This window comes from Rhodopseudomonas sp. P2A-2r (genome assembly GCF_026015985.1).
In the GTDB taxonomy this organism is placed as follows: Bacteria; Pseudomonadota; Alphaproteobacteria; order Rhizobiales; family Xanthobacteraceae; genus Tardiphaga.
Window position 1 is genome coordinate 1,144,146 of sequence record NZ_CP110389.1, and the last position, 20,536, is coordinate 1,164,681.

The 20,536-nt window shown below is 64.0% G+C and carries 19 protein-coding genes and 3 pseudogenes; 12 read left to right on the forward strand and 10 right to left on the reverse strand.

Annotated elements, in window-relative coordinates:
• The first annotated feature begins 9 nt into the window (after positions 1-9).
• Both ONR75_RS05370 and ONR75_RS05375 read left to right on the forward strand, forming a co-directional pair.
• Positions 10-897 (forward strand): polysaccharide deacetylase family protein, encoded by an 888-nt coding sequence (locus tag ONR75_RS05370; RefSeq protein WP_265081708.1) that lies wholly within the window; start codon positions 10-12, stop codon positions 895-897.
• Between the two features lie 42 nt (positions 898-939).
• Positions 940-1,914: a Bug family tripartite tricarboxylate transporter substrate binding protein gene (locus ONR75_RS05375; protein WP_265081709.1), complete on the forward strand. Its 975-nt coding sequence runs from the start codon at positions 940-942 to the stop codon at positions 1,912-1,914.
• Here ONR75_RS05375 and ONR75_RS05380 read toward each other — a convergent pair whose 3' ends face one another.
• On the reverse strand, positions 1,915-2,886 hold the full coding sequence (locus ONR75_RS05380) for a S1C family serine protease (protein ID WP_265081710.1): 972 nt from the start codon (positions 2,884-2,886) through the stop codon (positions 1,915-1,917).
• Between the two features lie 162 nt (positions 2,887-3,048).
• On the opposite strand from ONR75_RS05380, the gene ONR75_RS05385 reads away from it, so the two are divergent.
• Positions 3,049-5,451: an MBOAT family O-acyltransferase gene (locus ONR75_RS05385; protein WP_265081711.1), complete on the forward strand. Its 2,403-nt coding sequence runs from the start codon at positions 3,049-3,051 to the stop codon at positions 5,449-5,451.
• 59 nt (positions 5,452-5,510) lie between these two features.
• On the opposite strand, the gene ONR75_RS05390 is transcribed toward ONR75_RS05385, so the two are convergent.
• Both ONR75_RS05390 and ONR75_RS05395 read right to left on the reverse strand, forming a co-directional pair.
• Complete coding sequence (locus tag ONR75_RS05390) at positions 5,511-6,761, reverse strand: arsenic transporter (protein WP_265081712.1); 1,251 nt, start codon at positions 6,759-6,761, stop codon at positions 5,511-5,513.
• Positions 6,762-6,828: 67 nt separating this feature from the next.
• Complete coding sequence (locus ONR75_RS05395) at positions 6,829-8,025, reverse strand: MFS transporter (protein WP_265081713.1); 1,197 nt, start codon at positions 8,023-8,025, stop codon at positions 6,829-6,831.
• On the opposite strand from ONR75_RS05395, the gene ONR75_RS05400 reads away from it, so the two are divergent.
• From ONR75_RS05400 to ONR75_RS05415, 4 genes are all read left to right on the forward strand, one after another.
• On the forward strand, positions 8,024-8,272 hold the full coding sequence (locus tag ONR75_RS05400; protein WP_265081714.1) for a hypothetical protein: 249 nt from the start codon (positions 8,024-8,026) through the stop codon (positions 8,270-8,272). The genes ONR75_RS05395 and ONR75_RS05400 overlap by 2 nt on opposite strands.
• 226 nt (positions 8,273-8,498) lie before the next feature.
• On the forward strand, positions 8,499-9,170 hold the full coding sequence (locus ONR75_RS05405; RefSeq protein ID WP_265081715.1) for a TetR/AcrR family transcriptional regulator: 672 nt from the start codon (positions 8,499-8,501) through the stop codon (positions 9,168-9,170).
• A gap of 312 nt (positions 9,171-9,482) precedes the next feature.
• On the forward strand, positions 9,483-10,064 hold the full coding sequence (locus tag ONR75_RS05410; RefSeq protein ID WP_265081716.1) for a PepSY domain-containing protein: 582 nt from the start codon (positions 9,483-9,485) through the stop codon (positions 10,062-10,064).
• Between the two features lie 149 nt (positions 10,065-10,213).
• On the forward strand, positions 10,214-11,362 hold the full coding sequence (locus ONR75_RS05415; RefSeq protein ID WP_265083543.1) for a patatin-like phospholipase family protein: 1,149 nt from the start codon (positions 10,214-10,216) through the stop codon (positions 11,360-11,362).
• 131 nt (positions 11,363-11,493) lie between these two features.
• On the opposite strand, the gene ONR75_RS05420 is transcribed toward ONR75_RS05415, so the two are convergent.
• Positions 11,494-12,114: a GNAT family protein gene (locus ONR75_RS05420; RefSeq protein WP_320109699.1), complete on the reverse strand. Its 621-nt coding sequence runs from the start codon at positions 12,112-12,114 to the stop codon at positions 11,494-11,496.
• A gap of 310 nt (positions 12,115-12,424) precedes the next feature.
• Between ONR75_RS05420 and ONR75_RS05425 the strand changes: the two genes are divergently transcribed.
• Together ONR75_RS05425 and ONR75_RS05430 are read left to right on the forward strand one after the other, a co-directional pair.
• Complete coding sequence (locus ONR75_RS05425; protein WP_265081717.1) at positions 12,425-12,985, forward strand: alpha/beta hydrolase family protein; 561 nt, start codon at positions 12,425-12,427, stop codon at positions 12,983-12,985.
• On the forward strand, positions 12,964-13,311 hold the full coding sequence (locus tag ONR75_RS05430; RefSeq protein WP_265081718.1) for a hypothetical protein: 348 nt from the start codon (positions 12,964-12,966) through the stop codon (positions 13,309-13,311). Before ONR75_RS05425 ends, ONR75_RS05430 begins: the two co-directional genes overlap by 22 nt.
• Before the next feature lie 20 nt (positions 13,312-13,331).
• On the opposite strand, the gene ONR75_RS05435 is transcribed toward ONR75_RS05430, so the two are convergent.
• From ONR75_RS05435 to ONR75_RS05445, 3 genes and pseudogenes are all read right to left on the reverse strand, one after another.
• Entirely contained in the window at positions 13,332-13,889 is a 558-nt protein-coding gene (locus tag ONR75_RS05435) for an HNH endonuclease (RefSeq protein WP_265081719.1), read from the reverse strand.
• Positions 13,890-14,021: 132 nt separating this feature from the next.
• Positions 14,022-14,700 (reverse strand): annotated as a pseudogene (locus ONR75_RS05440) (SDR family oxidoreductase).
• A 44-nt stretch (positions 14,701-14,744) separates the two neighbouring features.
• Complete coding sequence (locus tag ONR75_RS05445; RefSeq protein WP_265083545.1) at positions 14,745-15,074, reverse strand: nuclear transport factor 2 family protein; 330 nt, start codon at positions 15,072-15,074, stop codon at positions 14,745-14,747.
• Between the two features lie 62 nt (positions 15,075-15,136).
• Here ONR75_RS05445 and ONR75_RS05450 point away from each other — a divergent pair, with 62 nt between their 5' ends.
• Complete coding sequence (locus ONR75_RS05450; RefSeq protein WP_265081720.1) at positions 15,137-15,538, forward strand: winged helix-turn-helix transcriptional regulator; 402 nt, start codon at positions 15,137-15,139, stop codon at positions 15,536-15,538.
• Here the strand turns inward: ONR75_RS05450 and ONR75_RS05455 are convergent.
• Positions 15,535-16,625 (reverse strand): annotated as a pseudogene (locus ONR75_RS05455) (DUF2855 family protein). The gene ONR75_RS05450 and the pseudogene ONR75_RS05455 overlap by 4 nt on opposite strands.
• Before the next feature lie 88 nt (positions 16,626-16,713).
• Positions 16,714-17,361, reverse strand: a complete 648-nt coding sequence (locus ONR75_RS05460; protein ID WP_265081721.1) for a DNA-3-methyladenine glycosylase family protein — start codon at positions 17,359-17,361, stop codon at positions 16,714-16,716.
• A gap of 37 nt (positions 17,362-17,398) precedes the next feature.
• On the opposite strand from ONR75_RS05460, the gene gluQRS reads away from it, so the two are divergent.
• Positions 17,399-18,268, forward strand: a complete 870-nt coding sequence (gluQRS, locus tag ONR75_RS05465) for a tRNA glutamyl-Q(34) synthetase GluQRS (protein ID WP_265081722.1) — start codon at positions 17,399-17,401, stop codon at positions 18,266-18,268.
• A 103-nt stretch (positions 18,269-18,371) separates the two neighbouring features.
• A pseudogene (locus ONR75_RS05470) lies at positions 18,372-19,627 on the forward strand (ATP-binding protein).
• On the opposite strand, the gene ONR75_RS05475 reads toward ONR75_RS05470, so the two are convergent.
• Entirely contained in the window at positions 19,554-20,447 is an 894-nt protein-coding gene (locus ONR75_RS05475; protein ID WP_265081723.1) for a YihY/virulence factor BrkB family protein, read from the reverse strand. The pseudogene ONR75_RS05470 and the gene ONR75_RS05475 sit on opposite strands and share 74 nt — an antisense overlap.
• Positions 20,448-20,536 lie beyond the last annotated feature (89 nt).

Genomic DNA, 20,536 nt, shown 5'->3' on the forward strand with positions numbered 1-20,536 from the left:
ACCTATGTCATGAGTGAATCCACCTCCATCCGCGTCCGCCGCGCCGGACCCGATTTCCGCTGGCCCAACGGCGCGCGCATCGGCATCGTATTCAATCTCGCCTACGAGGCCTGGTCCCCCGGCAAGGCGCCGGGCATCGGCCCCATGGGCAATGTGCTGCAACCCGGTTTCTTCGATACCAACGCGCATTCCTGGGCCAGCTACGGCGCGGTGCGCGGCATCCAGCGCCTGATCCGCATCGCGGCGGCGAACGGCGTGCGTACCAGCATCATGGTCAACGGCGTACTGGCCGAAACCCATCCCGGCGTGCTCAAGGAACTGCACGCCGCCGGCCACGAGATCGTCGTACATTCCTACGGCATGGATGTCATCCCGGTGTATTTCGACGAGGCCGGCGAGGTCGCCAATATCCGTCGCACCACCGACCTGATCAGCGCCGTCACCGGCGAGAAACCGCGCGGCTGGATCAGCCCACGCGGCACCGGCAGCCCGATCAGCGCGCGCCTGCTGGCGCAGGAAGGCTACGTCTGGTTCGGCGATTGCAACGACGACGACCTGCCGTCGATCATCGAGCACGGCGGCGCGCGCATCGTCGGCATTCCGCTCACCATGGACGTCAACGATCTGCCGCACAGCATCCGCTACGGAAATGCGCCGGCCGCATTGGTCGAACAGTTCAAGGCGATCCTCGACAATGCCCCGCGCGCCGATGCCGCGCCGTTCATGCTCGATGTCACCGCGCATACCCATGTCTATGGGCGTCCGGCCGGAGCCTGGGCCTATGACGCGATGATCAAGCTGGCCAAGGCCCGTGACGACGTCTGGATCGGCACCCGCATGGAGATTGCCGAATACGCGCTGGCACAGGAGCAAACCTTCACCGACCAGGCGATCTGACCAGAGGCGCGAAAAGCGCCCTTACATCAGCGAGGAAACACCATGTCACTTACCTTCGGACGATGCATCGTCGCGGCCGCGCTCGCGGCGACGGTGATTGCCACCAGCGCTGCGGTGGCTCAACAGCCCTATCCATCGCAGCCTGTGAAGTTGCTTGTCGCCTTCGCGCCTGGGGGGCCCGCCGATATCATCGCACGTATCCTCGGACAGAAGCTCAACGAGCATTGGCACCAGCCGGTGGTGATCGAGAACCGGGTCGGCGCGGGCGGCAACATCGCTGCGGCCTTCGTCGCCAAGGCGGAGCCGAACGGCTACACCATTCTTGTCACCACCAGCGCCTTTGCAGTCAATCCCAGCCTGTCGGCCAAAGCCGGCTATGCGCCCGATCAGTTCAAGGCTGCGGTCATCGCCGCCACCACGCCTAACCTGATCGTCGGTGCGCCGGATCTGAAGGCAAAGACCCTGCGCGACGTGATCGCGACGACAAATGCCGAGAACTACACCTATGGCACCGCCGGCGTCGGAACTACGCCCCATCTGTCGGCAGAAAAGATCTTTCGCCTGACCGCCAAGGTGCCAGTGGTGCATGCGCCGTTCACCGGCGCTGGTCCGGCGCTGAATTCGGTGATGGGCGGTCATACTGCACTGGCCAGCGTCGCCCTGCCGGCGGCGATGGAGCTGGTCAAGGGCGGGCAGGTTCGGCCGCTGGCCGTCACCAGCAAGGACCGCATGCCATCATTGCCCGACGTTCCCACCGCGCGGGAGCTGGGACTGAGCGACGACGAGGATGCGACGTGGGTGGCCTTCCTGCTGCCGGAGAAGACGCCGCCGGATGTTGTCGACAAGCTGAACGCCGACGTCAACGCGGTGCTGGTCGACGCGGCGATCCGCGACCAGCTCGACCGCATCGGCTTCAGCCCGATCGGCGGCACAGCGGTCGCGTCCGATGCCTATGTGCGCAAGGAATTCGTGAAATGGGGTGAGGTTATTCGCAAGCTCGACCTGAAACAGGACTAGCTAGTGCATTCTTGGCGCCTTCAGCAGTTTGGCGCGATCGGTTGAGACCAGCACCACGTTGAAGGTGTCGCCCTCGCGGTTGAGCGTCAGCGGCACATCGACGCCGGCGGGGCCCAGCGCCCATAGCCGGCGATAGAACTCGGTGGCGCTGGAGACGGGTTTGCCCTTCACCGCCAGGATCATGTCGCCGGTGCGCAATTCGGCGCCGGCGGCCGGTCCCTTGGCGGCGATGCCGACCACCACGACCTTGTCCTCCATTTCCGTGGTGTACATGCCGAGCCACGGTCGCGCCGGCTTATTGACGCGGCCGAACTTGCGGAGATCGTCGAGCACCGGCTTCAGCAGGTCGATCGGCACCGTCATGTTGAGATGCTCGCTCTTGCCGCCGTGCTCGCGCTCGATCTGCAGCGAGCCGATGCCGATCAGTTCGCCGCGCTCGGAGATCAGCGCAGCGCCGCCCCAGTTCGGATGGGCGGGATGGGTAAAGATGGCGTCGTCAAGCAGATATTCCCAATAGCCGGCGAATTCCTGTCGCGCGGCGACGTGCCCAGCCACCGAGCGCGTCCGTCCGCCCACGCCGCCGACCACCACGCGATCGCCGACGTCGACGCTGCTCGAATTGCCGAGCGGCAGCGGATCGAGATCCAGCGGGCCGAGCGCCTGCACCAGGCCGAAGCCGGTCTCCGGGTCGACGCCGAGCGCGTGACCCTGCACCACGCGGCCGTCGCCGAGATGCAGCCAGACGGTCTCCGCCTCGGTGATCAGGTAGCCGATGGTCAGCACCAGCCCGGCGTCGATCACCACGCCGTTGCCGGCGCGTTCGGTGCCCAGCGTATCGGCGGTGAAGGCATCGTTGGGGATGATGGCATGGACCCCGACCACCGAAGCCAGCGCGTGCTCCAGATCGAAGCTGTAATCCTCGGCGCGCGGCTGCGCCGCCGACGGCACCTTCCATTCAGTCAATGAGGGCATGCAGCCTTCCTTCTAACGAGCGCCAGCGTCACAAAGTATACATGCAGTTTAGGCGATTGTAAGGTCCGCCGCGGGGTGGCGGATTGTCGTGCCTTTTCGGAAGAAAGAGTGGTCTGAACGGCCTGGGGGATCCGGATGCTTTTTGTGACGCGAGAGTTTCTGTTGGGATTCCTGCCGATCGTGCTGGGGGCATTCCATGTCGCTCTGGCCCTTGGATTTCACAGGCTGCTGCTGCCGATCCTGCTGGTCTCGTCGGTGGTGTTCTATGCGTGGGGCAACCCCTGGCAGACGCCGATTCTGGCGACGTCCATCCTGGTCAACTATTTCGCCGGGCGCGTCCTCTGCGAGGTGGCCATGTCGGCGTCGCACCGCAAGGTCGTGTTCATCCTCGCGCTCGTCTTCAATCTGGGCATGCTTGCATTCTTCAAGTATTCCAATTTCGCCCTCGCCAATCTGGCGGAATTGTTCGGCGTGGCGCTCCCCCATCTGGACGTCGCGCTGCCGATCGGCATTTCATTCTATACGTTCACGCAGATCGCGTTTCTGGTCGACATCTACAGCAAGGGACAAAGGCAGCGCGATCTCGCCAGCTACGGACTGTTTGTCACTTACTTTCCGCACCTGATCGCCGGCCCTATCATCCATTGGCGCGAGATGATGCCGCAGTTCAGGATGCTCGGCCGCAGCGATGGCTTCGTCTTTTGCTCGGCCGCTTACGCCACCCTGTTGATCGAGGGCACCTGTCTGTTTTCGGTCGGACTGCTGAAGAAGCTGCTGATCGCCGATCAACTGAGCGTGTTCGTCGATCTCGGTTACAAGAACGTGGCGGCACTGAGCTTCGCCGATGCCTGGCTGCTCAGCCTGGCCTATACGTTTCAGCTCTATTTCGACTTCTCCGGCTATGCCGACATGGCCGTGGGCATATCGCTGCTGTTCGGAATCCGGCTCCCGTTCAATTTCAACTCTCCGTACAAGGCGGACTCGATCCAGGACTTCTGGCGCCGCTGGCACATCACGCTGTCGCGCTGGTTGCGTGACTATCTCTACATCCCGCTCGGCGGCAATCGCGCATCAACGGCCGGCGTCTATCGCAACCTGTTTGTCACGTTCCTGCTCGGCGGATTGTGGCACGGCGCGGCCTGGACCTTTATCGCCTGGGGAGCGCTGCACGGCCTGGGTTGCTGCGTGCAGAAGGCGTGGGCGTCGCGCGGGTTGCGCATGCCAGGGCCGCTGGCCATCGTCGTCACTTTCCTGTTCGTCAATTTCGCCTGGGTCTATTTTCGGGCGCCGGATCTCGCCACTGCCCACAGCGTTCTGGCCGCGATGATGTCTCCCGGCCCCGGCCTGTCGACGTTGATGTATCAAGCCTGCCCGCTGCTGCTGGTTGCTGCGCTGATCGTCTGGCTTCTTCCGAACAGCCAGAACATTGCAGCCGCGGACTGGCGCTGGCGGATTCCGCTTTCCGGCGTGCTGGCAGGTGCGGCGGCGGTTGTCGCCATGGTCGCGACAAATACGTCGATCTCTTCCCCTTCATCTATTATAATTTCTGACGTGGGAAAGCTCCTGACATTCGCCGTGTCCACAGTCGCAGGCGCGCTGCTCTGCGCGCTCGGGCTGACGGCGTCCTACGACTTCTTCACCACGAGCAACCGCAGGATCCCCTTCGGCTATCCGCAGTTCCTGCTGGAGAACATTGCCGCGCCGCGCATCGTTATCGATGCCGGATCGAGCTCGATGTTCGGCATCGAGCCCGGCCTGATCGAACAGGCCTTTTCCATGCCGGTGATCGACGTCGCCGACAATGGCAGCATTCCGCTGGAGATGAAGATCTATCGCCTGCTGAAATATGCGCGGCAGGGCGATACGCTGATCCTGCCGTTCGAATGGGTCTACTATACGCGTGACGAGGTGCCGCAGGATTTCACCGACAAGACGCCCGATGAATATGCCGCCTATTACGCCAGCCAGCCTTTCCTCGCGCGGGTGGCATTCGCCGTGCAACACCTGTCGCTGCACAACCTGTCGGATGGCGGCAGGCTCTATTTGAGGAAGGATCTGTGGCCGGGGCATGTCAGCCGCATCAAGGCCGACATGGCGAAGTGGCCGCTGGGTGACCGCAAGGATGATTCACGGCGGCGGTCAAGTGTCGAGGGCATCGGTTGCGCCGATTACATTGCCGCCACCGGCAACATTCCTCCCGTCGTCGAGTGGGCAGCGAAACAGCTGGCCGGACTACAGACGCAGCGCGGCGTGCGCATCTATGTGACATGGCCGGCGGTCGCCGGGACGAATTGCTACGCGCTGGCGAACGGCCGGTTGCCGATCGCCGACCAGGCCCGCGCGATCTTTCAGCGGCATGGCATAGCGGTGGTCGGCGAACCCGAAGATTCATACTTTTCGCCGGAGCATATGCTCGACACCTACTATCACGTGGACAGCGGCGCGGCGCGGCTGCGCACCGAGCGGCTGATCGGGCGGCTTCAGGATGCCGGCCTGAAAGCCGGCGCTCCGGCCGGCAAGCCGACGATCTTGCTGGCGGAGGAGGCGGTGCGCGGTCTGCCTTAGCAACGGGGTGTCGGCAGTCTCGATGGAGATTGTCGTCACTCCGCGGACATGGCTTCACGCTATGGCATGACTGCCATCGCCAGCAGCGCCGCCGCCAATGCGGGCGGCATGACGACAATGCCGAGCTTGAGGAACTGCCAGGCGGTGACAGCCTCGCCTTCCCGCCGCAGCGCGATCAGCCAGAGGATGGTCGCAAGCGAGCCGGTCACGGACAGGTTGGGGCCGAGGTCGACACCGATAAGCAAGCCGCTGGTGACCTGCAGCGGCACGTCCGCCGTCTGGCTGATGGTGGCCGCCACGAGCCCGGTCGGCAGGTTGTTGAGCAGGTTCGACGCAAAGGCCACGATGACGCCGGCGCCGACGGCGGTTTTGTCCGGCGAAGCCGCGGCAGCCTCGTGCAGCAATTGCGCCATCACGCGCAGGATGCCGGTCTGTTCGACGGCCTCGACCAGAATGAACAGCCCGGCGACGAGCGGAAGCACGCCCCACGAGACGTCCCGCAGAACCGGAAGCGGCGATTGCCGGCCGATCAGGAGGACGACGATGGTCACGGCAGCGCCGGAGATGAACGTCGGCAGGCCAAGCTGGCGGTCGAGCGCCGAGGCGGCCAGCAATGCGGCCGCGGTCAGGCCGATTCCGATGGCGACGCACTTGCCGCCGAGCGAAAGCGGCTGCGCGTCCAGGTCTTCCGCGAGTTTCTCGGTCAGCGCGTGGCGCTGGGTAAAGCGAAGCGCCACGTAGGTGACGAGGATGGAAGCGATCGACGGCAACGTAAACTGGTACAGCCACTGACCGAGCGGCGGCATGTGTTCGCCGAAGATCACCAGGTTGGCCGGGTTGGAGATCGGCAGCACGAAGCTCGCGGCGTTGGCGATGAACGCGCAGATGAACAGATAGGGCAAGGGCGCGACGCGCGCGGCGGTTGCCGCAGCGTAGACGGCCGGTGTGAGGACGACGGCCGTCGCATCGTTCGACAGGAAAACGGTGACCAGCGTGCCGACGCCGTAGACGATGAGAAACAGCTTCTCCGCGGACCCCTTCGCCTGGCGCACCGCGTGGGTCGCGAGCCAGTCGAACAATCCCTGCTGCCGCGCAACTTCCGACAGCAGCATCATGCCGACCAGAAACAGGTAGACGTCGGTCCCCTTGCCGGCGGCCGCGATCGCGTCACGCCATGGCAGCAGTCCGAATGCGACCAGGATGCCTGCGCCGATCAGGGCCCAGACATATTCCGGCAGTCGAAACGGGCGAACGATGACGCCGAACGTCGCGACGCCTGCGACGCCCCAGATGATGTCGTTGTTGGTCACTTACGCGTTGCTCCGATCGGTCGGATTCGGTGATCAGGTTGAAAGGTTGCGTGCAGAGGCCTGCATTTCATGCCGCGGGCGCCGGAGCAAGCGCCGCGTCACCATCGTCCAGTTTCATCGCGCAGGCCGGTTTGAGCAGGGACGAAAAGCCAATCCAGAGCGCGATGGACCCGACCGCGAAGCTTCCCAGAATCAGAAATGCAACGGGGTAGCCGAGCTTTTGAGCGATCCAGCCGCCGATGGCCGGACTGAGCGAAGCACCGACGCCCTGCACGGTCATCACCGCTCCCTGACCGACGTTGATGCGGCCGGTGCCGTTCAGGATATGCGCGACCAGCGAGGGGACGGCGACGCTCTGCAGGCCCGCGCCAATACCGTCCAGCGCCTGCACGGGAAACACGCCCCATCCCTTGATGATTGATGCGGCGACGAGGCCGCGGATCGGAAGCGCCAGAAAGGACATCAGGATCACCAGCCAGAGCCCTTCCTTCCTCGCCATGCGCATCGCCACCAGCGACGCCGGGATCATCACGGCCTGCGCCACCACGATGGTCATCGCGACGAAGCTTGCGGCATCGCCATGCTGTTCGGAGACCACGGCCAGGCCGTAGAGTGGCAGCATGGCCCCGTTGCCGAGGTGGAACAAAGCAAGGGCCGCAGCGAGGATCAGCAGCGGCTTGCATTCGAGCAATACCGTCCAGGCGCCGACCTTTTGCTCGTCACTTGCATCGGTCATGCCGCGGGCGGCACGGTCATCGATGGCGTCCCTGGGGATCATCAGGACCGAGGTGATCGACAGCACGCCAAACACCGCGGCGAGAATGAAGACAGCAACGAAGGCAAACTTCCATCCCAGGAATCCCGACAGGGCCGCGCCGACGACGTTGCCTGCGTGATTGAAAGCCTGATTGCGACCGTTCTGCCAGTTGAAGCCCGCCTGGTGCACCATGCCGAGCGTGATGCCGGTGACCGCCGGCCCGATGGCCGCACCGGCGATCACTGTTGCCACCTGTGAGGCGGCGACAACCCAGAAACTCTGCGAATAGAGAATGATCGCCGAGGCCACCACCGTGAATATCCCGGGAATGATGACATACGCGCGCTTGCGCTTGGTCTGGTCGATCAGCGCACCCGCGGGTGTTGTCATGATCATCCCGGCGACGCCACCGATGGTCATCACCGTGCCGATCAGACCGCTTTCCCATCCGTGCGCGAGCAGAAACATACCGAGAAAAGGACCGATACCGGCCTGCATATCCGCCATGAAAAAATTCAGCGACTGCAAGGGCCAGATGCCCCGGCAGGGGCTATTTGCTGGTTGGGTCATGGTGCTCCGATCGTTTCAACTCGGGGCTGCAGGGGAGGGCCGGCTTCAGAATTTCGAGCGACCGGTTCCGCACGAAAACGCTCGCCTGCAAGCCGTCAACGCAATGCGCCGGTTCGATCGGAAAGCATTCCGTTCGCGGTCAATCGGCAGCGTGGTCAACGCCGCCGTTGAAGCGTCAATGTGACAGCTATCCGTCGCGGCTTAACTCAACCTGAACAGGGCGGAGAGACCGGCTGCGTCGTCCGGCGTCCGCGACGGACATCCCGCCGATAGTCAGGCGGCCCGCACATCGACGGCGTGGAAATTGCCTTCGTCAGATGTAAACAATACAGTACCCATCGCGGGGCGGGCCTGGCGTCGTCCGACGCTGGAATTCAAACGCCCTACAGCCGCGTTGCTTGAAGGACCTGATGCGTCGACAGATCGCGAAAACACTTGCTCCGGCGCGCAAAAGTCATGGCGGGCGCCCGTCCCAGGAAGTGTCGGCCCGGCTGACCGAAGACATTGTCGATCGGGCAACGGCCCTGTTCCTGCGCGTCGGCTTCGAGGCCGTCAGTATCGACACAATCGCGGCCGAGGCTGCCATCTCAAAACGCACCTTTTATTCGCGTTTCAGCGGCAAGGCCGATTTGTTCACCGCGGTCGTCGTGCGGTACGCTGAAAAGCACATGGTCAAGCTGGACGCCATCCCGGCGCACCCCGGGCCGCTGAAGCGCCAACTCGAGAATTTCGCAAAGACGCTTATCCAGATCGCCTGTCAGCCTGAAGCCATAGCGCTCGACCGCGTGGTGACGGCCGAAGTCGGGCGGTTTCCGGAGCTAGGCAGGATTCTCTACGATTTCGCCGGCGCGCGCGCACTCGGGCTGGTGGAGAAGATTCTCGATCAGGCCCAAGCGAACGGCGAGATCTCCATCAGCGACCGCAAGCATGCCGCTGAATATTTTTTCCATGCGGTCATCGTAGGACCAATGCGCCTGGTGACGCTCGGAGTCGAGAAACCCGAACTGACGTCCAGCCATCTGAAGAGATTGCGTCTTTCGATCGATCTGTTCCTCGATGGCGTGCGTCCGCGTAACGGATAGCGCTTTCCTTTCCGGCAGTGGCGCCGCAGGTCACCACAGTGGCGCTCGCGGATCGGTCGGGATCCGACCGTAACCTTCAAACGCGGAATTGCCGGCGCTGATCATGGCGCCGCAGCGGGTCCCGGTGTCGGGACCCATTCTCCCGCCCTCAGGCCCGTTTCCGGTGCGTCTCCGGCCACGCTGCACTCCGGCCCAAGAATGGGCTGGCGCTCGCCATCAAAGTACGATACGAAACGGTACCGTTTTCTGGCGGCCGGTTTGGCCGGTGCGGAGGGGTGAGGCATGTCTGTGTGGAAACTCCTGAGACCGATCATGCTTCAGGTGCTGCTTTTGGCAACCATGCCAGAGGCGCATGCGGCCCACGAACCCATCGCGGCCATCGGCAGTTCGCCGACCACGTCGCGGGAGGACGAACTCGTCTGGTTCGCGCGCAGCGTGGATGCGGTCCCGGAGCTGACCAAGAAGGTCGAGACGCAGTTTGCGGATGGAAAGATCCTGGACGTCAGTTTCGACGGTCAGGGCGCCGTGCCGATCTTCAATATGAAAGGCAGCCGTCGGGGCCAGATCTGGAACATCGTGGTCGATGCGTCGAAGCGCGAGATCATTCGCGTCGATCCGCTGATGCCGAGATCGGATCTTGGCGCCGAAGATCAGCGCAAGGTCGCTGACTTCGAGCAGTCAAATATAGTTCTTTCCGAGACGATGGAAATTGCCGAGCAGTACGGCGTGGGCAAGGCCGTCAGTGCCGGGCTGGAATATGCCCAGGGCAGGCTGGTCTTCCTTGTGGTGATCGTGTCGGACGGCGCACTGAAGGAAGTCTCAGTCGATCCAGGCAGGGTTGTGAAGGGGCGTCGGCGCTCGTCAGCGCGTTCGTTCGAGGGACGACTTCAGTGAAGATCCCGCTCACGCCGGTGTTGTCTCTCGCCGCAAACAAGGCTGCGCATGCCACCGCGGAAGGTGGTGAAGAAGTCCAGGGAAAGAAATTGCAGCCCGTCGCATTGCGTTTCACCCTTTCGCTCGCGGTCCTCGTGGCCGTAAGTCTCATGGTCACCGGCTGCGCGTCATTGCCGCGAACGTCCTATGCGGCCGGGGATGCAGCGCAGGCGCGCGTCCTCGATCTGGCCGACCTGCGCCGCTACGCGGACGAGCCGGCCTGGAGATTTCAAAGCCTGCGTAGTCAGGCGGCTCCGCGCGGACCGCTGACCTATCTCGCGCTGTCGGGAGGCGGCGCCGATGGCGCTTACGGCGCCGGTGTTCTGTCCGGGTGGTCGGAGACGGGCACGCGCCCGTCTTTTTCACTCGTCTCCGGCGTCAGCACCGGTGCACTGATCGCGCCATTCGCATTTCTCGGACCGAGATACGACCAGACATTGCGCGAGGTCTATACCAGCGGCGTTGCCGAGACCTTGCTCGAATCGCCCAATCCGTTCAACGCAATTTTTGGCTCGGGGCTGTTCGGTAACAAGAATCTGCGCGGTCTGGTCGCCAGGTACATCGATGCGAAGTTCGTTGCCGAGGTTGCCGCCGAACACGCCAAAGGCCGGCGGCTCCTGATCGTGACGACAAACATCGACTCGCAGCGTACTGCGATCTGGGACATGGGACGGATCGCCTCGTTGCGGACGACAGAATCATTGAACCTGTTCCGCGACGTCGTCACCGCCTCAGCAAGTCTGCCGGTAGTGTTCCCGCCGATACTCATCAACGCAGAGGCCAATGGCCGGCAATTCCAGGAAATGCACATCGATGGCGGCGTCACGGCGCCTGTTCTGACCCTGCCGGAAGCCTACCTGCTGCGCAACGCGTCCATGGTGAAGGGCGAACGCCTGCAGCTCTACATTCTGATCAACAACAAGGTCGATCAGGAATTCCAGCTGACCGACAACAAGACCGTGGACATTGCCGGACGGTCGTCTTCGACTATGGTCAAGGGACTGACGCGATCGACCATTGCCAGCACTTATGAGTTCGCCCGTCGCAGCAAGTTAGGCTTCAACCTGAGCTACATCGGCGGTGAACGGCCGACGTCGCCTCCCGGTTTTGAGACCGCCTATATGCGCGATCTGTTCCAGTACGGCTATGACAAGGCGCGCAGCAATCATGCGTGGTCGCACGCGCCGCCCGCCGACGGTCTCGATGCGACACCGGCTTCCGAAACCGTCGCCGCGTTGCCGACGAGCGCCAGGAATTGAGCCGCGGGCGCGGCCCCTTGGCACCCAACGTCTGGCTGGCCATGTCGTTGTTCGAGATGGCGGGTGCCGCCGTTTCCCCTCATGAGCGAGGGGAGGACGGCTGCGGCGGCACGATGCCGATCACGGCTCAATCAGCGCGTCTCCACTGACCGCTGCAACGCCCATTCCCTTCGCAAGATCGCATACTGCAACGTATTCTCGAAGATCGGATTCCCGTTAGTGTCAGTCTCGAATGACACTAACTCCATGAAGAGCCCTTCCTTCCGCATCCCCAATCTCTCACACAGGCGCTGCGACGCGACATTGTGGTCCTCTGCGTAGGCATAGAGGCGACGCGCATTCTGAACCGTAAACAGATAGGCAAAAAGGGCTCGCGCGGCTTCGGCTGCATACCCTCGTCCACCGAATTCCGCATTGAAGTTCCATCCGACCGAGAAGGTGTCTTCTTCGGGCATGGCGAACACGTCGCCGATCAGCTTTCCTGAATCTCTCAGGCACACGGCGATGTACTCGTCGTTTCGGCTTCGGTTCTCCGCCTCTACCTCTGCCGCCGCGATATCCTCGAGCTTCAGGGAAAGAAAACAACTCGCTGTCGGTGCGTGCAGGTAGGCGTAGAGATCGGCGGCATCTGCCTTCCGAAAATTCCTCAGCACAAGTCGGTCGGTCTCAATCGCGTCCATGTAACCTCTCTGGTGATCCGCGATCCTGCCCGAACAGGCGATAGACGCCTGCGCTTCGTCCGTCAGCAACATTCAGTTCGAGGCTGCTCGCGCGTTTCCTAGTAGAGATAATCGAGCCAACTGTCGTGCAGATAATTCGGTGGATACATCCGGCCGTTGCGGTCGTCTCGCTCATGGTGCTGCCCGGGCCGATAGGCTGATGATGTCTGGTCTGTGGAGCATTTTCGACACAATTATATCGTTGTTCTTCCGATAGTTCGATGCGCCGGATCGAGGGGCTGCTTTGGTACTCAAAAGGTATTTGGCCTACGCCACTATCTTGTGTTGTTTGGGCGTTCCCGCGCGGGGGGCAGGCATTCAGCTTCTTGATTCCGGTCCAGACTTGGCCGGCGCCATCTGGTATCCATGCGCCGGAGCGCCGCAACCCGTGCCGCTTGGTAGCCTCACGATGCAGTTTATCGATTCGCTCCAGGGCGTGAAGGACTGTCCTATCACCGGCACAAAGCTGCCGCTGGTCATCATTTCGCACGGTCGCGGCGGCTGGTTCGGCGGCCATAACGACGTCGCGGAGGCCTTGGCCGACGCCGGCTTTGTAGTGGCCGCCATCAACCATCCCGGCGACAACGGCAACGATCGCTCGCAGAGCGACAGCCTGTCGGTGATGGCGTCGCGTCCGGCGGACATTATTCGCTTGCTCGACTTCATGGTGAACAACTGGAAAGACAAGGCGGCGCTCGATCCCAACCGGATCGGTTTCTTCGGTTTTTCCAAGGGGGCTACACAGGGCTGGTGCTCGGCGGCGCCACGCTCGATTTCCAGAGGTTTGCAACCTACTGTACCAACGACACGCAATTTTGCGCGCAGGTCCGCAGCGGCGACGTTCCACGTGACCTGCCTCGCGACAGTCGGATCAAGGCAGCCGTGCTCGCCGACCCCGCAATGAGCGTGGTCTTCACATCGCAGACACTGGCCGGCATCGGCATCCCGCTGCAGGTCTGGCGATCAGAGTTGGGAGACAAGAGCGTGGGCATCGATCCGGAAGGCGTGGCCCGCGTCGCCCGCGGCCTGCCCGGCAAGCCGGACATTCACGCCGTGCCGGCTGGGCATTTTGCATTTTTGCCACCTTGCTCGCCGCAGTTCGCGGCCAAGCTGCCACGCTATTGCACTGATCCGGCGGGCTTCGACAGGATCGCCTTCCATCGCGACTTCGACGCCGGCATTGTCGACTTCTTTCGCCAGCATCTTGCGCGGGACGGCGGGCCCCGCTGAGGGAAACGCCACAGCGCCCCTTACGGCTCCAGTTCCGTATCCCAGTAGAGATAGTCGAGCCAGCTGTCGTGCAGATAGTTCGGCGGAAACATCCGGCCGTTGCGGTGCAGCTGGTGCACTGTGGGCGCAAAGGCCGTCTGCCGCGGGAACATGCGGGCCTGCTGGGTGGTCATGTTGCCCTTGCGCAGATTGCATGGCGAGCAGGCGGCGACGACGTTTTCCCAGGTGGTCTGGCCGCCCTTGGAGCGCGGGATGATGTGGTCGAAGGTGAGGTCGTCGTGCGAGCCGCAGTACTGGCACGAGAACCGGTCGCGCAGGAACACGTTGAACCGGGTGAAGGCCGGGTGCGTCGACGGCTTCACGAAAGACTTCAGTGATACCACGCTGGGCAGCTGCATCTCGAACGACGGGCTGTGCACCGAATGATCGTAGTGCTCAACGATATTCACGCGGTCGAGAAACACCGCCTTGATGGCATCCTGCCACGACCACAGTGACAGTGGGTAATAACTGAGCGGCCGGAAGTCCGCGTTGAGGACCAGTACCGGCCAACCGCCCTGCGAGACATGTGCGTTCAAGTAACGCTCCTGACCCCCACATTGGGCTGCGACGCAGCCCACCTCCACATACTACAGGCAGCGTGACGCCATTGTGAAGGGTGTTGGCTGGTCTATCCCGCAGGGGCGGGCCGCCGTCAGGCTGTCAGGCCGTCAGGCCGTCGGCACCGTGCCGCCATCGATGACATATTCGGTTCCGGTGATGGCGGAGGCCCGATCCGAGGCCAGGAAGGCCACGAGGTCGGCCACCTCGGCCGGCTTCGCCGGTCGTCCGAGCGGGATTCCGCCCAATGAAGCCATCAGCTTGCCTTGCGCTGCCTCGTAATCGGTGCCGTCGCTGGCGGCGATCTTGGTCACCAGTCGGATGGCCGCCTCGGCTTCGACCCAGCCCGGCGCCACCCGGACGACGCAGAATCCCTTTCGGGCCGACTTCCTTGGACAGCGCCTTGCTGTAGGTCGACAGCGCCGCCTTCGCCGCGGCATAGGCGGTGGTCGCGTCATGCAGCGGCAGTTCCCGCTGGATCGAGGTGATGTGAATGATGACGCCGCTGCCGCGCGCCAGCATGGCAGGCAGCAAGGCGCGGTCGAGCCGTACCGCCGGAAGCAGGTTGAGATCGAGGGCGCGTTGCCACTGCGCATCGTCAAGCATGGCAAAGCCACCGGCGGGCGCCGAGGAGCCGCCGACGACGTGAACGACGATATCGACACCGCCGAGCTGCGCGTGCACGGCATCGGCTACCACGGCGCAGCCCGCCGCCGTCGTGATGTCGGCGGCGACGAACAGGATACCGTCCTCACGCAACTGCGCCGCCACGGCCGCGCCGATGCCCATGGTGCCGCCGGTGACCAGCGCGCGCAGTCCCTCCAGTCCGCCGCTCACAACCCGATCTCCAGTCCGATAATTTTGTCGTCAGCGAGCTGAAAGGCAAAATCGACATCGATGGGGCTGCCGGGGAATTGGCCGGCGAGGCGCATGGTGACGATGGTCCTGCCATCGGCCTCTTTTGCGGAAACCGGTTCGATCCGATGCTGGTACTTCGCCCGCGCCTCTGTGTTCCATTGTTCGATCGCGGCGCGGCCGCGATAGGTGTGACCTTCGTCGCGCACGATAGCGTCCTCGACAAAGCATTGGCCGAAGCGACGGGCGTCGCCGGTATTGTCCGCGGTGATGTAGTCGGCGATAGAGGGTGCAAGCGTGATCGGCATCAATTTCTCCTGAGTAATCCAAGGGGCGTTGTCTCATCAGCAAATGTCGCTATGCTCACCAAATGACAAGTACGCACGAAAAAGTAGGGTACTTACCTGCAGGTGAGCTGCTGACCCCGGTCACCGCGGCGACTGGCGTCGAGTCGGTGCTGAAGATGCTGGAGGGGCGCTGGAAACTGGTGATCCTGTTCCAGCTGTTCGGCGGCAAGCTGCTGCGCTTCTCGAAGCTTGAACGCGCGATTCCGGCGATCTCCCAGAAGATGCTGATCCAGCAACTGCGCCAGATGGAGCAGGACGGCATTGTCCGGCGCATCGTTCATCACCAGGTGCCGCCGAAGGTGGAGTACGGCCTGACCGACTGGGGCCAGACGCTCTGTCCGGTGCTCGATGCCCTGCTGAAGTGGGCGGCGCTGAAGCCGACCGACGGCGCGGCGGCGCACGAAGCGGCCGGCAAGACCGATTAGTCTCCCGCCAGCGACAGCATATGGCCCTGGTTCGGGGGATCCGGCCGGCCAGCGTGTCGCGATAGACCTGTTCGACGGCCGTGGCGCCGCGACTCTCCACTACGGTAATCGCGCGTTGCAGCAGCGGATTGAAACCGTCCCAAGCCTTGCCGAAGCGGGCGTCGATGCCGCCCGGGCCCCATTCCTTGGCGCGCTTGCGAATCTGGTCGGGCGCGAAGAACCAGCGCGGCCGGGCTCCCGGCAATTCGGTGTCGTCGGAGGAGTCCTGATGGGTGAGCCCGACGCGCCCGCTATAGACCAGCCGGTCGCCGAAGTGGTGGTGCAGCCGCGCGCGCAAAGCGCCATTGCCGGCCATGTCGACCAAAGCGGCGGGCCGATCGTTGGGCAGTGACGCGATCTGGTCGTAGAGCACGACCTCGTCGTAACAGTCCAGTTCGCGGACGAAATCGGCATTGGCCGCCGAGGTCAGGCCGATCACCCGTATAGGCTGACGCTGCGTGTGCAGTAGGTGCGCGAGCCCGAAGGCGGTCTTGCTGGAGGCGCTGGTGAGCATCACGCTTTCGGCGCCGAAGAAATCCGCTTCGGCCAGCGCATCGTCGACCATGAACGACAGCATGAACAGTGGCCGCAGCAGTGCCTGGTAGTCACCCTGTGCGCCGGCGAAAGCGGGATCGCTACCGATGCGCGCATAGGCGTTGTAGACCGGCGCCCCGCCTTGGCGGTGCAAGGCCGCATCGCGCAGGCCGCGCTTGCTGACATTGCCCGCCTCGATCTGCAGATGCGTGGCCATCGGGAAATAGCCGAACAGCCGCTCGCCTTCGGCGATTGCAGGATGCTTTGAGACGATCACATCGCCAAAACCCCATACCGGAATATTGCCGAAACCCGCCGGGGCCGGAAACAGCTGCCAGTATTTCAACGCATCGCCGAGCGTGGCGTAGGTGATGTTGTTGGCGGTGATGGCGAAGCGATCGATCTTCAGCAGGACGCCGTCTTCAGGCAGTCTGTCCGGATCGGGCAGGTGCGTCTCGATCACTTTGCAGTGCTGAAGATCGTCGCGCGCAACGATGAACTGAAAAGCACTCATTCAAGACCTCGTGTTGGTTCTTCCGCATCCTCATGCTGCACGATGAAAACTTTGCGACAGGGCCTGTTTTAAACGCTGTTCGGTTTTGTTACTTCCCGATCACGCCTTCGCGCTTCTTGATGGCGTGATAGTAGCTCCACCACAGATGCGCGGCGGCGCCGCGCAGCGGGCGCCAGGGTTCGGCCAGCGGTGCCATCTGTTTCACGGTGGGGCGCGCTGCCAGGCCAAGGCCGACCTTGATCGCCTCCTGGATCGCGACATCGCCGGCCGGCCAGGCGTCGCCGTGGCCGAGGCAGAACAGCAGATAGACGTCGGCGGTCCACGGTCCGATGCCGTGCAGTCTGGTGAGGGTGGCGTGCGCGATGTCGGCGTCCTCTTCGGCGAGCACGTCGAGATTGAGTCGCTCGCTGCCGAGCTCGCGGGCGATCCCCTTCAGCGTCTTGATCTTGGCCGTCGACAGGCCCAGACGCCCGAGGCGGTCGGCGCGCGCCTTGCGCAGGCTGTCGTGGTGGAAGGGATCGAAAGCCCCGAACACCCGGCCCCAGATCGCGGAGGCCGAGGCCACCGACACCTGCTGGCCGACAATGATCTGCGCCAGCCCGGCAAATCCCGGCTCGCGCCGGCGCAGTTTCGGCATGCCGGCGATCTCCAGGATCGGCGGCAGCCGCAGGTCGAGCTTCATCAGGCCGGCGATGGCGTCTTCGAGGTCGGACTGGCTGTTGAGATGAACGGTCATGGTGCCCTGAGACTCGCGCGTCCGTACCGAGAGATCAATGCCGCCCGTCTTCCGCTTTGCGCCCAGCCCGAACGGCTACCTGCATCTCGGCCATGCTTTTTCGGCGCTGCTGAATTTCGAGCTGGCGCGGCCGGCGGGCGGCCGGCTGCTGCTGCGCATGGAGGATATCGATCCGGTTCGCAGCAAGCCGGAATTCGAGGCGGCGATCCACGAGGACCTGGCGTGGCTCGGCATCGCCTGGGAAACCCCGGTGCGGCGGCAGTCCGAACACCTCGATGTCTACCGCGCCGCCACCGACCGGCTGGCGCGCGACGGCCTGCTGTATCCGAGCTTCGAAAGCCGTGCCGAGATCGCCCGGCTGGTGGCGGCCGAGCAGGCCCGCGGCGCCTGGCCGCACGACCCCGATGGCGTCCCGCTGTATCCCGGCGTCGCCCGGTCGCTGTCGCCGGAGGCGGTTGCGCGGCTGCGTCAGGCCGGCGCGCCCACGGCGCTGCGGCTGGACATGGTGGCGGCCCGGCGCCGCGCCGGCGACCTCGGCTGGACCGAGGGCGGCCAGGGTCCCGATGGCCAGAGCGGCGCAGTGGCGGCGCGGCCGGAGGCTTGGGGCGATGTCATCCTCGCCCGCAAGGAGACGCCAACCAGCTACCACCTGTCGGTGGTGATCGACGATGCGCTGCAGGGCGTGACCGACGTGGTCCGTGGCCGGGACCTGTTCTGGTCCACCAGCGTGCACCGCCTGTTGCAGCAGTTGCTCGGCCTGCCGCAGCCGGTCTATCGGCACCACCAATTGCTCCGCGATACCGCCGGCGCCAAGCTGTCGAAGTCCATCCATGCGACCAGCCTGCGGCAGCTGCGGGCCGAGGGGGCCATGCCCGCCGATATCCGCCGGCTGGTCGGCCTGGCCTGACTGCCACAGCTTTGCCGCAAGCCGCCCACAAGCCATTGAGCAGCCTTGCGTGACTCGTTCATCCGCTTTGTGGCATGGTGAGACGGGGCCGGGTGGGGAACAAATGGCGCTGACACCGCGCACGCCGCGTACACGGCGGCCGCGCACCCAGTTGAAGGCGAAAAAGCGCGTCGCGAAGACGGCTGCCGTGAAGCCGCGCGCCCGGCGCAGTGTGGCGCGGCCGAAGGCCGGTATGGTGGAAGTAGCGCTTGCCGCCTTTGCCCATGAGGTCCGCACGCCGCTCACCGGCATCCTTGCCGTCAGCGATCTGCTCGCAACCTCCGACCTCGACGAGCGCGAGCGGCGCTGGGTCGATACCATCAAGGCCGGTGCCGAACATCTTGCCGGCTTGGCGACCCTTTTCGTCGATGCCGCGCGCAGCGGAAATTCAAAACTGCAAGTGCGTCAGGATTTTTCGATCTGCGGGCGCTGGCCCGCAATGCCGGCGATTCGCTGGCGGGCCGGGCCGCCGCCAAGGGCCTGCAATCACGTGTCGATATTTCCGCGACATTGCCGGTGTTCGTGATCGGCGATCCGGTCCGGCTGCGCGCGGCGTTGGAAAACCTGATCGATAATGCGGTGAAGTTCACCGATCGCGGTAACGTCGAGATGAAAGTGACGTCGCTGCGCGCCGGCCGCGGCGCGGTCGGCATTGCATTCCGGGTGTCCGACAGCGGCATCGGGCTGTCGCTGGCGGAGATCAAGCGGCTGTTCCGGCCGTTCTCGCAGGCCAACGTCACCATCGCCTCGCGCTTCGGCGGGGCCGGTCTCGGCCTGTCGTCGGTGAAGCAACTGGCGCGTGCCATGGGCGGCGACATCGTGGTGGCGCCGCGCCGCGGCGGCGGCACGGTCTTCACGCTGACGGTGACGCTCGCGCGGGCGAAGGGGCCGATCGCCATCATGTCCGGGCTCGCCGACGATGCTTCGGCGGAGCCGCACCAGTCGCTGCGGGTGCTCAGCGTCGAGGACAATCCGTTCGGCCGCGTGGTGCTCAATGCGATCCTGACCGAACTCGGTCACCAGGCCGAATTCATCGGCCGAGGCGAGGCCGCCGCCGAACGTGTGGCGCAGGGCGGTTTCGACGCGGTGCTGATGGATATGGTGTTACCCGGCATCAACGGGATCGAGGCGATCCAGCGGATTCGCGCGCTGCATGCGCCGTTCGGTCAGATCGCCATCATCGGTGTGTCCGGCCGCGGCGACGACGAGGCGGCATCGCGCACCGCCGGCGCCGATGCGTTCCTGGTCAAACCGGTGTCTCCACGGGCGCTAGCGACTGCGCTGCTTGAAGCGAGACGCCATGCGGTAGCCGCGACTTGATGATGGCGGCGTTGAGTTCGCCGCCATAGACGAAGATCGCGGCAATGAAATACAGAAACACCAGCGCGATAATCACCGAGGCCAGCCCCGCATACATGGTCACGTAGTTGTTGGCGAAGCGCGCAAGGTACAGGCCGAAGCCGATGCCCGAGAGCAGCGAGGCCAGCATGGTGAAGACGATGCCGGGCAGGATCTGCAGGAAGCTGCGTCGCCCCGCCGGGAGCCATGCATGCAGGACGAACAGCGCCGTGATCATTGCCGCGATGGTGATGCCGTAACGCGCCAGGTTGAGCAGCTTCTCGTTGTTCGCCACGAGAAGCGGCACGTAGAGTCGCACGATCTCCAGCATCAGCGGGCCGAGCACGATCAGGAAGGCCATCGCCAAGGCGGTGAAGGCGGCAATCAGCGTGTAGCCGATCGACTCCAGCCGCAGCCAGTACCAGCGCCGCGGCTCGATCACCGCATAGGCGCGGTTGAGCGCGACCCGCAGGCTCTCGACGCCGTTGGAGGCAAAATACAGCGCCAGCACCACGCCGATGGTCAGGGCGTCGCCGCGGGTGGTGGTGAGGACGTCATGGATCTGGCCGGACAGGGTGCCGGCGACCTGGTCCGGCCAGACCTGCAGCAGCAGGCCAACGGCCTGGTCGGCGAGGCCCTTGGACCCGACGAACCCTGCCAGCGACGCCAGCACGATCAGGAACGGAAACAGGGCCATCAGCGACGACAGCGCGATATGGCTGGCGATCGCCCAGCCGTCATCGGCGAGAAACGTATAGAAGGCGTCCAGCCCGACATGAACGACGTAGCGAATCTGCCTCACATGCCACCTTGCCCGGGGAGATCCGACCGTCGACGGATTCACGTTACCATCTGATATCTACGGATAAAAAGCCAGATCGTTGCAGCCTC